Origin of the sequence: Adlercreutzia muris (genome assembly GCF_008831045.1) — a bacterium.
GTDB classification, from domain to species: domain Bacteria; phylum Actinomycetota; class Coriobacteriia; order Coriobacteriales; family Eggerthellaceae; genus Adlercreutzia; species Adlercreutzia muris.
This window is the reverse complement of record NZ_WAJS01000030.1, coordinates 18395-30873: the sequence shown is the minus strand read 5'-3', so window position 1 is coordinate 30873 and position 12479 is coordinate 18395. Positions and strand designations below refer to the sequence as shown.

General features: G+C 68.2%; 12 protein-coding genes. All 12 read right to left on the bottom strand.

The annotated features are described in order from the left end of the window. Positions 1-128: 128 nt before the first annotated feature. The 12 genes from F8D48_RS09320 to F8D48_RS09270 all read right to left on the bottom strand — a co-directional run bounded on the left by F8D48_RS09320 (position 129) and on the right by F8D48_RS09270 (position 12475). On the bottom strand, positions 129-1433 hold the full coding sequence (locus F8D48_RS09320; protein WP_151431510.1) for a BppU family phage baseplate upper protein: 1305 nt from the start codon (positions 1431-1433) through the stop codon (positions 129-131). Further along, entirely contained in the window at positions 1417-1701 is a 285-nt protein-coding gene (locus F8D48_RS09315) for a hypothetical protein (RefSeq protein ID WP_151431508.1), read from the bottom strand. Before F8D48_RS09315 ends, F8D48_RS09320 begins: the two co-directional genes overlap by 17 nt. Continuing rightward, entirely contained in the window at positions 1689-3980 is a 2292-nt protein-coding gene (locus F8D48_RS09310) for a phage tail spike protein (RefSeq protein WP_151431506.1), read from the bottom strand. The genes F8D48_RS09315 and F8D48_RS09310 overlap by 13 nt, the downstream gene beginning before the upstream one ends. Next, entirely contained in the window at positions 3977-4699 is a 723-nt protein-coding gene (locus F8D48_RS09305) for a distal tail protein Dit (protein ID WP_151431504.1), read from the bottom strand. The genes F8D48_RS09310 and F8D48_RS09305 overlap by 4 nt, the downstream gene beginning before the upstream one ends. After that, the gene (locus F8D48_RS09300) at positions 4696-8679 is read right to left on the bottom strand and encodes a phage tail tape measure protein (RefSeq protein WP_151431502.1); all 3984 of its coding nucleotides are present in this window, start codon (positions 8677-8679) and stop codon (positions 4696-4698) included. Before F8D48_RS09300 ends, F8D48_RS09305 begins: the two co-directional genes overlap by 4 nt. Further along, a complete protein-coding gene (locus tag F8D48_RS09295) occupies positions 8672-9169 on the bottom strand; it encodes a hypothetical protein (RefSeq protein ID WP_151431500.1) in 498 nt (165 codons plus the stop codon). The genes F8D48_RS09300 and F8D48_RS09295 overlap by 8 nt, the downstream gene beginning before the upstream one ends. A 178-nt stretch (positions 9170-9347) precedes the next feature. Then, entirely contained in the window at positions 9348-9686 is a 339-nt protein-coding gene (locus tag F8D48_RS09290; RefSeq protein WP_151431498.1) for a hypothetical protein, read from the bottom strand. Between the two features lie 20 nt (positions 9687-9706). After that, positions 9707-10702, bottom strand: a complete 996-nt coding sequence (locus F8D48_RS09285) for a phage tail tube protein (RefSeq protein ID WP_151431496.1) — start codon at positions 10700-10702, stop codon at positions 9707-9709. Continuing rightward, a complete protein-coding gene (locus F8D48_RS11690; RefSeq protein WP_170272789.1) occupies positions 10695-10868 on the bottom strand; it encodes a hypothetical protein in 174 nt (57 codons plus the stop codon). Before F8D48_RS11690 ends, F8D48_RS09285 begins: the two co-directional genes overlap by 8 nt. Beyond that, positions 10846-11367, bottom strand: a complete 522-nt coding sequence (locus F8D48_RS09280; RefSeq protein ID WP_151431493.1) for a hypothetical protein — start codon at positions 11365-11367, stop codon at positions 10846-10848. Before F8D48_RS09280 ends, F8D48_RS11690 begins: the two co-directional genes overlap by 23 nt. Beyond that, positions 11361-12134: a hypothetical protein gene (locus tag F8D48_RS09275; protein ID WP_151431491.1), complete on the bottom strand. Its 774-nt coding sequence runs from the start codon at positions 12132-12134 to the stop codon at positions 11361-11363. Before F8D48_RS09275 ends, F8D48_RS09280 begins: the two co-directional genes overlap by 7 nt. A gap of 2 nt (positions 12135-12136) precedes the next feature. Continuing rightward, positions 12137-12475 carry a hypothetical protein gene (locus F8D48_RS09270; protein WP_151431489.1) on the bottom strand — a complete coding sequence of 113 codons (339 nt, stop codon included), beginning with the start codon at positions 12473-12475 and terminating at the stop codon, positions 12137-12139. Positions 12476-12479 lie beyond the last annotated feature (4 nt).

The following is a 12479-nucleotide window of genomic DNA, read 5'->3' as shown; positions in this document are numbered from 1 at the left end:
ATCCCGATCAGCTTACCGTAAAGGCCGCTTGAATCGCTGTACAGGCACAGTCGCCTCCCGTCAGTGTCCAACCACCAGTAGATTTCGTCATGTTGCGAATTAATGGGGCGAAGACGGGACAGCGAATATCAGTCGAACCTAATAATCCCGATCAGCTTACCGTAAAGGCCGCTTGAATCGCTGTACAGGCACAGTCGCCTCCCGTCAGTGTCCAACCACCAGTAGATTTCGTCATGTTGCGAATTAATGGGGCGAAGACGGGACAGCGAATCCCCGAGGGTTTTTTCGAGTTTGTTCTTGGTCACGGCGCCGTCGGCGATTCTGGCGGTACCGAAGGTGCCGCTGGTGATGTCGGAGGCGCTGTGGGTGTGTACCAGCGCCGCGAAGACGCCGCGCAGCTTCGTCAGCCAGTAGCGGAGACCCCAGCGGGTCATGACCTCGCTGCCGCCCTCGTCGGTGTCGGTGCCGGCGACTATGGCATCCATCTGGTCGGCGGTGATGGGCTCGAAGGTAGCCTGGCTCGTGCCGAGTTTCTCCCATCGGCCGCCCTGGGCGTCCCACATCCACTCGACCCACTGGCCGTCATCGCTCGGGAACTCCTCGGGCACGAAGTAGAGCGTCGAGGTGTCGGGGGTCGCGATGACGGGCTCGCGAGTCGATGTGTCCCACTCATCATCGGCGCAGTAGTAGCGCAGCCATCCCTTAGAGCGCTGCTCGATCTCGGCGAACGTGGCCGCGCGATACGCCTCGGCCTCCACGCGGGCGAGCTCGGCCAGGGACCGGTCCTCCTCCGCGGCCTCGCGCTCGGCCTCGGCGGCCAGACGCTCCAGCTCGGCGGCGTCCCGCTCCAACTCGGCCGCCAGGCGCTCGTTCTCGGCCGCCACCCGGGCGCTCTCGTGCTGCCGGCGCAGCTCCTCGGCCGTGGCGCGTGCCGTCTCTGCGATCTGGCGTGCCTCCTCGGCCTCCTCAAGGCGGCTGTTGGTCGAATAAAGCAGGGCAGCGGCCTCTTTGAACTCGCTGAAGCTCTCGTCCGACAGGGCGCGGTCCTCGTCGATCGGGTTGCGCTCGACGTGGATGGTGAAGTCGCGGCTCCCCGTGATGGGCGACTCGTCTCCGGCGAAAATGGACACGCGGGCCGTCACATCGCCCGGGTACATCATGGCCGGCGGGTAGTACAGCTTGAAAAGCCCCTTGGAGGCGTCCACGGCCGTGAAGCGCGTCAGGTCCTGGTTTCCGTTCTGGTGGCTCCACGCCAGACACACGGGCAGCCCCGTCAAATCGGCCACCTCGCCCCCGATCGTCACCTGCAGCAGGATGCCGCGCCCGTCGGCGTCGGCGGCGTTGCCGATGAGCACGTCCGGCACGAACTGGTCGGCCATGTCCAGGCGCACCTTCTTGAGCGCCCATTCGTCGACGTTAAACTTCTTCGCCATTGATCAATCCCTTCACCTTGTCCAGGGCATCCTCGATCCCCTGCCTGTACCTCCCCGGCACGAGCGCCAGCGCCGGCGCCATCGACTCCTCGATGAGCGCCAGCAGCGCGCGGAATATCTCGTCGGTCTCCTGCGCCGGCGCGAAATCGGCCCCGCCTTTCTTCGCGTGGCTCACGAGCTCGACGATCTCCTCCTTCACCTCGTCCTGCGTTCCGTCCGGCAGCACGATCGGACGCACCACCTCGGAGATGCTCGCTATTTCGGCCATGACGTGATCACCCCGTTCGTTATGTTCACGGATCCGTAAGTCCATTCGATTCCCCCGCCCGATTTGGCGGATATGCTCGTGACGACGGGGAAGGTCCCCGTCACGGCATAGGTGCCCGCGCCGCCCGGCACGGTGCCGACCGCCATGCGCGGCGCCTTGAGCGAGATGTGGCCGCTCGCCTTCTCCTCGAGCACGCCCCCGGACATGTCGATCGCGTTGGTGTTGTTCATCTGCAGCACCGCGCGCGTGCCGTTCTTCAGGTACAGCTGCGTCGCCGGCTGCTGCAGGTAGGTCTGCGAGTAGATGGGCGGGTAGAGCCACACCTGGTTGTAGTACGTGCTCGCCTGGATGAAGGGCTTGTCGAAGCAGGCCATGCCGACGCCGGTCGTGCGCCCGGAGGTGTCGTCCACGGCCCGCAGCGCCTCGATGTCGCAGTAGTTCCCGTGGCTGTTGACGAAGCTGGCGCCGGGGTTGCCCGCCTGCGTCGTGCCCGTCGTGATGTACAGGGAGTCCGACGTGCCGGCACGGGTGGCGCGCAGGTACACGCTCGACCCGTTGACGGTCAGGCCGCCGATGAAGCTCTTGCCGGTGACGGCGCTGTACGTCACGTTGCCGTCGTCGTAGGCGTACCGGTAGCGGGTGCCACGGTAGATGCCGAAGGCAGTCGTCTCGGACATCTCCACCGCGATCACACTCTCCGTGTAGCGGGTGTAGTTCGTCCCCCGGTAGCTGCCCGCGTTCGCGTTCAGCACGAAGGTCGTCTGGAACTCGCCGGAATCCAGGTTCCAATGCGAGCCGTTATCGGCGGTGATGCCGCCCTGCTTGAACTGCAGGTCCCCCGTCGAGAGGTTCCACGCGTTGGCGCCGCCGACGATCTTGCCGGCCGTGATGAGGTCGGCTGTGAACCCCTCGCCCGTGCCGAACGTGCGCCAGTTCCACTCGCCGTTGCTCTTCCTGCTGTTGGCGATGCGGAAGCCGGCGCCCTTGATCTGGATCGCCATGGTCGGGTTCTGATCCTCGGGGCGGTCGTAGGTGGTGATGCCCTCCCCCGGCTTGTAGTAGGTGTAGCCGCCGGTCTCGTTCATGGTGTTGTTGAGCGAGGCGATGACGGCGTTGATGTAGCTCTCGGAGAGTCCCGCGGCGCCGTCCCAGCCGGCGGCGCGGTCGCGGAGCCACTTGAGGTCGGCCGCCTGCCCGGAGAGCACGGATCCGATGGTGGGTGCGATGTTTCCCAGGGTGATGGCCGTCGCCGCCTCGCAGAACAGGTAGCGCTCCACGCACAGCACGCGCCCCGAGAGCCGCTCGCCGAGCTCGCGGTCGACTATGGCCACCGTGTCGCCAGCCCGGCAGTCCTCCCACTCCAGCCCCGCATCGGCGAGGCTCACGACGTTGGCCGAGTACGTCACCTGCGGCACCTTGCGGCGCTCAAGCTCCTCCTCGGTGAGCCGCTTCAGCTCCGCCGGATCCTCGCACTCGGGAAACTCGGCCTTGCCGAAGGCGTGCTTGACGCCGCCGTGCCCGTCGGGCACGCCCCAGCGCAGCTTGGCGTCCTCGTCGCCCACCCAGTCGCGGCCCCCGTTGATGGAGCCGAAGGTGATCTTGCGCGAGAAACCGCCCGTGGCGTTGCCGTCCTCGTCGTAGGTCTCGACGCCCTTCCCGTAGCCGTACAGCGCCGTGCACACGTCGTCCTGAGACACCTCGCGCTCGATGGACTCGATATCCTTCGACCACTCGAACCGCTTGCCGTTGTCGGCGCCGCGGCGCACCAGGAGGTTCACGCTGCGCGAGGCGACCTCGCATCCGGACACGGCAATGGAGACGGACAGCTCGCCGCCCCAGTTCGACACGACCTCGGCCACCGCCTCGCGCGCGGAGATGTGGTAGAAACTCGCTGAGGACGTCCCCAGGACGTCCACCGTCCCGACGGCCCACCGCGACGCGGAAAGGGCCTTCTGCAGGGCCTGGTAGGCGGTCGTCTTGTAGGGCCGCAGATCCTCGATGTAGTCGGTGAACAGCTCCGCGATGGAGTTCTCGCAGTAGACCGCCGCGTACAGCTCGCCGCCGGCGTGCACGTCGGTAACCTTGGACACGGTGTGCTCGTGGAACTCGCCCCACCCGTCGCGCCAGACGATGCGCTGCCCCTTGGACAGACGGCACTCGGGCAGCATGAGCGTGAGGCTGTCCTCGCCGTTCACCTCGTCCTTGTGGACGGCCTCTATCACGTCGGGCAGCGATCCGATCTGCTTGCCCCACCGGTCGAAAACGGCGAACCACGTCATAGCCAGCGCTCCCGGTACCGCAGGGTCGCCGTGGCGCCCGATACCGACACGCGCGCGTCGCCCGACACGCTCCACCAGTCGGACATGAGGTCGACGGGCGCGAACTCCCCGTTGCGCTCGGCGCGCTGGCGGCCCATGTCGATGACCACCCGGTTGCCGCTGGCGCACGGGACGCGCACGAACTCGCCGGTGACCGCGTTCGTGGCAACCACGGCGGCGCCGGTGGCCGTGCACTCGATGACGGGCCAGCACTCCTCGCCCGCCACGGCGAACGAGGTCTCGCCCGCAAGCGCGATCTCGTGCTCGTCCCCGTAGAAGAACGGGTCGTGGCAGAGCATGGCCAGCTCCACCTCTCCGTAGGTCGCAACGTCCTCGATGGCCGTGTCGCCCACCAGGATCGCGTTGGTGTAGAGCCCGTCGCCGAACGACAGGGGGCGCGGGTCGGGCACGTTGAACATGGCCGCGGCGTGCCGCAGCGCGGCGTAGATGTCCTCCGGCGATCGGCTGCCGGCGTCGAGGCGCAGCCGGATCGTTATCTCCCGCGTGCCGACCTTGCGGCTCGCGAAGTACTCGCCGGTCCGCTGTGCGAGGGAGCGCGAGACGGCCGATATGGTCGGCAGCAGGGGTATCTGCACGTCCGCGATCTGGAACACGTCCGACAGTCTGTGCCCGTCGTAGGTCAGGCCGGTGCAGCCGGCCCTGCCGTAGTTCATCCTCATCTCCCGCTCGCCCTTTCAAGTCTCACGAGCTCGTTGTAGAGCTCCTCTCCGATGCTCTTTCCCACTTGGCGGCCCTCCTCGGCGGACTGGGCCGCCACGTTGATCGTCACGTTCAGCACGATCGGGCGCCCGCTCCAGGCCCCGGGCGCCCCGGGCTCGGGGCCAGCGGAGCCCGGTCGCGCGGAGATCGGCCGCGGCGTCGAGACGGGCTCGGGGTTGAGCTCCATGGCGCGGCTCATCTTGTCGGCCTCGGCCTCGATGCCCGCGACGGTCTTCTCCATGCCGAGGATCGCTCCCTCGCCGAAGAACTCGCCGACGGCCATGGCCTCGCGCGAGGGCGAGTGGATGCCCAGGGCGCTCTTGATGGCGCCCAGGGCGCTCATGCCCACGTTGTAGGCCGCCCCCCAGATGTCGACGCCGCTCATGCCGTTGCCGAAGCCCCGCCCGAAGTCGCGGCCGGCTCCGTAGGCGCTCACGGACTCCAGTCCCTGCTTGCCCGTGCGAGCCAGGCCGCTGCCGGCGCTGTGGGCGCTCGCCGATCCGATGCCCCGCGAGAAGCTGCCGGCGGCGGTGGCTCCGACTGCGTTGAACTGCCCCGGCGCCCCGGACAGTCCGCCCTTGGCCGACGACGCCAGTCCCGCGCCCGCTGCCGAGGCGGCCGAGCACTTCGACGTGAGGCCGCCCGCCAGCGATTGGCCCGCCGACGAGCCCGTGTTCTGCGCGGACGGGGTGAGGAAGGCCAGCTTGCCCAGCACCGCGCGACCCATGGCCTCCATGGCGCTCTGCGGCTCGCCGGTGCCCCCGGTGATGCCGACGCCCAGGCCGGCGTCCAGATCGTGCCCCATGCGCTCGGTGGCCTTCGACGGGGAGTTGATCTCGAATGCGCTCCGGAAGAAGCCGAGCACGGAATCGGCGACGCTCTTGACGGCCTCGTCCGTTATCCCCTGGCCGTCCGCAATGCCCTGGGCTGTGCCCGCCGGTATCTGGCCGCCCATCTCGCAGGAGGCATCGTACACGTCGGGTGCGGCCTCCTCGATCTGCTCCACGATGCCGTCGGAGAACAGGCCGGCGTTGCTTATCACGGCGTTCGACGCGGTGGACGTCGCCTCGTCCCACTGGGTGGCGAGCTGGCTCAGCTTTCCGGACGAGTCGTCCAAAAGCTGCTGCACGATAGGCGCGTACTCGACGCCCATGTCGGCGATGTGTTTGATGTAGTTTCGCTCGGAGTCGTTTCCGGCGGTCTCGTAGAGCGCCGCCACGTTCTCGCTCCAATTTCGGGTGGCGTCGGTGTTGTAGGTCAGCGTCTCCAGCATGGCGTCGAGGGACGTCCCCGATGCGAATTCGATCTTCTCGAACTCGTTGCAGGTCTTCGAGGAGAGCTCCTCGATGGAGGACGCGAGATCGGACGCCTTGATGCCCGCGTTCTGCAGCTTTGCGGCGAGGAGCTCCACGCTCCAGCCGTTCTCGGCCATGGCGTCCCGCAGGGCGGGGCTCTCCTCCACCGCGTCCTGCACCTTCTTCAGGTACTCCTCCGAGATGTCGACGAGGGAGCCCATCGACTCCGTGGCGCCGTCCGTCGACGCCGCAGAATCGTCCATGGCGACCGCCATCTCGTCGGTCGCCTCGACGGCCGCCGGCGCCTCCTGGACGACGTTGCCCATCTGGTCGAGGAAGTACTGCTCCGACTCGTTGAGCGAGGCGGTCTGGGCCTCCAGGTCGGCCTTCTGCTGCGCCAGCTCGTGGTACGCCACGCTCGCCGGGTCGGCGGCTATCGGGATCTCGCCCAGCCAGAAGCCGATGCCCTCCTCGGACTCGGCCAGGGCCCTGTTGGTCTCCTCCAGCTGGCGCTTGACCTCCATCTGCTGCTGGTAGACGCCCTCCAGGGCGGCCTGCGCGGCCTGGGCCCTGGCGTTGTCCTCCCAGGCCTTGGCATTCCTCCTGATGACGTCTATGGACTCGGACAGCTGGCCCGTGGCGAGGTCGGTTATCTCGTAGTTGGACTCCGTGGCGCCGTTCAGGCCCTCAACGGCCGCCTTGAGCTCCGCCTGCTCGCGGGCCGACAGCTGCGCCCTCTCTCCGTTCTCGCCGTACTTCGAGGTCAGCCTCTCGATGGTGTCCGCGTAGCGGTCGACCATGGCGGCATCGGACTTGACGCCGCCCCAGCTCTCGCGGATCTCGCCCGCCAGGTCGACCTGGGCCCGCAGGCACTCCTCGGCGCTCATGGTCGCGTCCTGGACGGCCTCTCCCATGGACTCCACCGCCGGGGACGCGTCCCCGGCGGCATCTGCCGTCGCCGTGAGGGCCGACATGAGGCCGCCCGTCGCCTCCTCCACAAGCTTCTCGTGCTCGCAGTAGGCCTGGAACTGGCCCACCAGGTCGGCGACGAGGCCGACGACCAGCCCGATCGCGGTCGCCTTCATGGCCCCGGTGAGGGCCTGCGTCGCCCTCGTGGCGAGGTTGGAGGCCGTCGAGGCGGCCCTCGCACCGCCCTCGTAGCTGCGGGCGGCGGCCGCGGCGTCCTTCATGCCGGCCGCGCCCTCGTCGGCGGCGGCCTTCGTCCCCCGCAGGCTCCCGACGAACCCGCCGAAGGTTTGGACGCCCTTGCCCGTCGTGGCCACGAGGGTCCCGACGGCCTGGACGACCTTGCCGCAGCCGATCGCCGCGGGCCCGAAGGCGGCCGCCGCGGCCACGAGGCCGACGACCATCTTCTGGTCCTCCTCGTCCATGTCCGCGAACGCATCGGCGGCGTCTGACACGACGTCAAGCACCGGCTCGGCGGCGTCCACGAACTCCAGCGCCGCGTTCACCAGCGGGGTGCCGACCTTCTCGGCCACGGCCGTGACCTTGTTCTTCAGCATCTCGAAGCGGGCCGCCATGGACTGGTTGCGGTTGTCCACCTCCGCCTGCAGGGCGATGTTCTCGCCCCAGGCCCGGTTGGCCGTCTCCACAGCCTTTCCCAGAAACTCGGAGTTGTTGGCGAGGCGCTTCATCGTATCGGTCTGGCGGATGGAGTCGATGCCGAGATCCTCGAGCATCTGACTCATGTTGCCGCCGGCGGCCGTCGCGCTGTCCATTCCCACGAGTACCGCTGAGAGCGCGCCTACGGCGTCGTAGCCCCAGGCGGCCGTGAACTCGTCAACCGACATGTTCGCCGTCTGCGCCCACGTCTTGACCGAGCCGGCGTTCGTCGCCACGGCCTTGTCGATGTTGGACATGATGGTGGAGATGGCCGTGCCGCCGGCCTCGGCCTCGATGCCCATGGACGACAGAGCCGTGGCCAGGCCCAGCACGTCGGATTCGGTGAGCCCGATGGACTTGCCGGCACCGGCGATTCGCATGGCCATGTGCGAGATGTCGGCCTCCGTCGTCGCGAAGTTGTTGCCCAGCTCCACGATGGTCGAGCCGAAGTTGCGCGTCTGGTCGTGCGACATCCCCATGATGTTGGCAAACTGCGCCAGCTCGGTGGCCGCCTCCTCCGCGCTCATGTTGGTCGCGATGTCGAGACCGCTCACGACCTCGCCGAACTCCTGCAGCTCGTCGATGCTGTAGCCCAGCTGCGCTCCCAGGGCCTGGATGTCGAGGATCTGCGAGGCGCTGACGGCGTTCGTCTTGCTGAACTCGATGGCCGCCTCTTTGAGCTGGTTGTACTGCTCCTCCGTGCCGTCGACGGTCTTGCGCACGCTTGTGAGCGAGGTGTCGATCTCGATCGCAGCGGCGCCGCACGCGGCGGCGGCCGCCGCTATGGGCACCGTGAGGGCGCGGGTCGCCTTGGAGCCAACCTGCTCCATGCCGTATCCGAAGTTGTGGACCTTGCCGCCCGCCTCGCCGAGCTTGCCGCCGAAATCCGTGATGGCGCCGGCGGCGCCGCCCATCTCGGAGGCCGTCCGCACGCGCAGGCGCCGCAGGTCCTCCTCGGCCTTGGCCATGGCGCGGCCGTTGTAGGAGCCGGAGATGGCTATGGTCACCGATGACTTAGCCATGGAAGATCGCCTCGAATGCGCGCGCCACCTCGGCGTCGATGAGGGCGCGGGTCGTGTCGATGTTGGAGTTCACGGCGGGGATCATGGCGCGCGGCGCGTCGGCGCGGCGCGGGACGCCGACGCCCGACCTCATGCGCAGGCGCGCGTCGGCCCGCGGCGTTCCCTTCGATGCGATGGTCTTGGCCCCGCGCCTGGCGAACTCCTTGACGCCGGCCGCGGGGTCGCTGTTGCAGAGCACCATGCGCGACGCGTTGACGCGGAAGCGGATCGACATCCTGGCCGCGAAGGTGCCGTCGTCGGCGATGCGGCGGGCGTTCGCGCGGGCGGACGCCAGCACCGGCCGGCCCGCGCGCTCGAGTCCGCTCTTGATGCCCTGCTGGGCCGCCTTGTCCGACTGGGCGAACGCCCGCATGAGCACGTCCAGGCCCTCCATCTGCACGACGAAGTTGCCGCCGCGGCCTGATCTCATATAGACAACTTCGGAGTTCAATGCGCGAGCCTTCTGATCCTCTGATCACGGGTCCTTTCCCGTCGGTCGTGGAACGACTCCCCGCGCGGCTCTCCCTGCCCCGTGTGCAGGTCGCGGAATGCCATGTAGACGTCCGGGTACTTCTCAAGTGCGAGGCAGAGCCCGTAGAGGCTCTGCCCGGAAATTCTGGCGAGCGCCGCTATTTCTTCTTCGACGCTCCACTCTTCGCCAAAGGGAGGTCGCCCTCCTCGACGGCGTCGAAGTAGATGGCGAGGCGCTCCGACATCTCGTCGATGCCCTCGCGGGTGAGCTCGGGCGGCAGCCCCAGCTCCTCGGACTTGCCGGCGAGGCGCGCGCCGAAGTACATCCAGGCGTAGTTCTCGTAGGCGCCCACCACGTCCTCGTCGATGCCCTTGAGGTGCTTGCCGCACCAGAGCTTCGCCTGCATGTAGGCGGCCGGCGCCGTGACGAATTCCGTCTCCTCGCCGGTGGTGATGTCGCAGGCGCTGATCTTGCGCGCCAGTCCGTAGTTCTTCATTTCCCGTTTCCTTTCTCTTCCTAGATGTAGCTCTCCGTGGCGTTCACCACGGTTATCTCCACGGGGCTGCCCCCGCGCGAGTCGATGCCGATGTCCGCGAAGTCGAACTGGATCTCCGCGCTGCCGCCGTCCGGGCTCACCTCGGGGAACTCGGCGGTGAACGGGACGTGCGTCGCCTTCACGGTCATCTTGTAGTCGGCGTCCTTGGAATGGGTGAACTCCCACTCGAAGGATCCGTAGACGATCTTGCCGGTGGGCACCGTGCCCGTGGGGCTGCCGGTGATCATGGCCTTGTAGAGGGACAGGTCGTCCGGGCGCGCCTTGACGTTGCCGGAGGAGGTGAGCTTGCCCTCGTCCACCGAGCCGGGCGAGATCTGCCCGGCCAGGGGCGCGGTGCTGCAGGAGTTTGCCAGCGTGAGCGCGCCGCTGATGACGGGGGCGTCGGTCGCCGTGTCGCTGGCGGTGTCAAGCTTGAACGTGCCGTTCGTCGGGACGAAGTACCCGTCGAAGCACGAGGGGTCGCCGGCGCCGGGAATGGACTCCAGGCCGAGGAGCGTCGCCATGCCGATGGCCGTGACGCCGAAGCTGACGGGCTTGTTTCCCTCGAACTCCATCTCGATCTGGTCGACCTTGCACCCGTCGGTGCGCGTGTACTCGCTGCCGATGCGGCCCCAGAACGTGAGGTAGGGCAGCGTGTCGCCCAAGGTGACGGTATGCTCGTAGAACCCGGCCTTCGTCGCCGCCTTCGAGGCGATGGCCCCCAGGCACCCGTAGAGGTACAGCGGCAGCACGTCGGCGTAGCCGTAGGTGTCGAAGTCGAGGCCGGAGGCGATGGACGCCACGTAGGAGTCGGTGCCGGCGCGCACGCCGCACGAGACGCTCGCGCTCTCGATGCTACGCTCCAGGTTGGCGACCTTGCCGCCGGTGAGCCCGTGGGTGAACGTCGGCGCGGCCGCCGGCGTGTCCTTGTCTGTTTGGAGGGCGGCCCCGATGAGGCCGATGGAGACGTTAATCATCCGTCTTTTCCTTTCTCGTCGCGCGGGGCTTCTCCTCCGCGACCAGTCCCTGGCGGGCGAGCCGCTCGCCGTCGATTGCCGGGCCGTCGAAGCGCTGGCCCTTCTTCATGCCGTAGCGGCGCGCTCCCGTGCACGCCTCGAAGTCACAGACTGCGATTAGCCGCATCGACTGCCTCCTTGATCTCTGCCGGGCAGGCCGAGGCCACGGAGCAGCCCACGGTTATCTCCACGGACGCCATGTAGCGCTTCGAGGAGTCGGCCGCCGTCCCGGCGTTGGTTATCGACGGCACCGCCATGTCGACGGTGCGGTTGAGTGTCTGGTCGGCCGCGAGGGCCGCCAGGGCCACATCGGCGTAGGCGATCGCCGTGTCCGCCGCCACCTTTTTCTCGCGGTGCTGCGCGAACAGCCACACGTGGAGGTCGAAGGACACCTCCGGGTGCCCCATGGTCACGGCGCCCGACACGCTGCCGGCGTCGGCGATCTCGTCCCACGCCACGTAGAAGGGAGGCTCGTTGACCGGGAACCCCTCGGAGGTCTCCGGCACCTTGACGCCCGGGTAGAGCCGCCCGAGGACGCCGGGCGAGAAGACCGCCTCCATGCGGCGCCCTATGGCCTCCTTGGCCTCCCGCACCGGGAAGATGATGCTCTTGGCGCCCTCTACCATACGCAGGCCTCCCCTCGGCCGAACATCTCGATGGCCGCGTTCACCTCCGGGACGGCGGTCGCCCCGTCGCGCCCGGCCGTGATGAAGTGGATGTAGCCGCCGGCGTCCGTGCTCTCGCCCGTGGCGCCGACGGGGCGGTTCGACGGGCGCAGCGTGTACGCCGCCAGCTCCAGGACCGCGCGGGACACCTCGGCGGGCACCTCGTCGCGGCCGTAGATGAACTCCACCTCGCAGGGGAACGCGCGGCCGCAGCGGCCGTCGCGCTCGATCAGCGAGTAGCCCGCCTGTCGGTAGCCCGGCGTGAGCACCTCGCGGATAGGATCGACGCCCGTGCTCAGCAGCCCGTCGCCTCCGAAGTCGGAGACGCGCCCGATGCGCCGGACGAAGGCGCGGTGCGCCGCCGCCTCGAACACCTCCGTGGCCGCCTGGCGCGCGCGGCGCAGGTCGTCCTCCGGCAGCTCGTCGAAGTCGTCGCTCCCGTGCCCGTAGCCGGACAGCGCCGAGAGCGGGAAGTAGTGCCGGTCGCACACGATGGCCCGCGAGCGGAAGAGGGCGTCGCCGGAGCTTGACAGCCACTCGATGCCTACTTCGTTGGGGCAGGGGAACGTGGGAAACGGGAAAAGGCCGTCCTCCCCCGCCTCGATTTCGGCGGCGTCGCCGAAGCGCGGCGTGAGCCGGACGCTGCGCGCCTCGACGTCCGCGTCAAGCCCCAGCGACACCCTCTCGTCGTTCGCGATGCGCACCGTCTCTCCCGGCATGACGAGCATGGCTACTCGTCTCCCCCGTCGCCGGCCTCTTCTTCGGAGCCAGGCTCATCGTCGGCGGCGTCATCGTCGCTCTGATCGCCCTCCGGGGCGGCGGTGGCCTTGGCCTCCGCCAGCAGCTCCTTCAGGTCGGCCTTCTTTGCCTTCTTGTCGTAGGAAACGCCGAGGGCTTCGAGCTCGGCCTTGATCTCGACCGCGGTCGGCTCCTTCGGCGCCGCCGGAGCTTCGGTGGAGGCCGGGGCGGCGGCGAGCCCCAGCGCCTCGGCCTCTTCTTCACTCATGACCTGTCCGGCGAAGCACACGAGCTTCCCGTCGCGGATGACGCGCTCTGGACACGTGAACATGATG

What these genes read in the sequence shown, in the direction of transcription:
- F8D48_RS09320 (WP_151431510.1), bottom strand. Translation starts at nt 1,433, where the DNA reads ATGGCGAAGAAGTTTAACGTCGACGAATGGGCGCTCAAGAAGGTGCGC.
- F8D48_RS09315 (WP_151431508.1), bottom strand. Translation starts at nt 1,701, where the DNA reads ATGGCCGAAATAGCGAGCATCTCCGAGGTGGTGCGTCCGATCGTGCTG.
- F8D48_RS09310 (WP_151431506.1), bottom strand. Translation starts at nt 3,980, where the DNA reads ATGACGTGGTTCGCCGTTTTCGACCGGTGGGGCAAGCAGATCGGATCG.
- F8D48_RS09305 (WP_151431504.1), bottom strand. Translation starts at nt 4,699, where the DNA reads ATGAGGATGAACTACGGCAGGGCCGGCTGCACCGGCCTGACCTACGAC.
- F8D48_RS09300 (WP_151431502.1), bottom strand. Translation starts at nt 8,679, where the DNA reads ATGGCTAAGTCATCGGTGACCATAGCCATCTCCGGCTCCTACAACGGC.
- F8D48_RS09290 (WP_151431498.1), bottom strand. Translation starts at nt 9,686, where the DNA reads ATGAAGAACTACGGACTGGCGCGCAAGATCAGCGCCTGCGACATCACC.
- F8D48_RS09285 (WP_151431496.1), bottom strand. Translation starts at nt 10,702, where the DNA reads ATGATTAACGTCTCCATCGGCCTCATCGGGGCCGCCCTCCAAACAGAC.
- F8D48_RS11690 (WP_170272789.1), bottom strand. Translation starts at nt 10,868, where the DNA reads ATGCGGCTAATCGCAGTCTGTGACTTCGAGGCGTGCACGGGAGCGCGC.
- F8D48_RS09280 (WP_151431493.1), bottom strand. Translation starts at nt 11,367, where the DNA reads ATGGTAGAGGGCGCCAAGAGCATCATCTTCCCGGTGCGGGAGGCCAAG.
- F8D48_RS09275 (WP_151431491.1), bottom strand. Translation starts at nt 12,134, where the DNA reads ATGCTCGTCATGCCGGGAGAGACGGTGCGCATCGCGAACGACGAGAGG.
- F8D48_RS09270 (WP_151431489.1), bottom strand. Translation starts at nt 12,475, where the DNA reads ATGTTCACGTGTCCAGAGCGCGTCATCCGCGACGGGAAGCTCGTGTGC.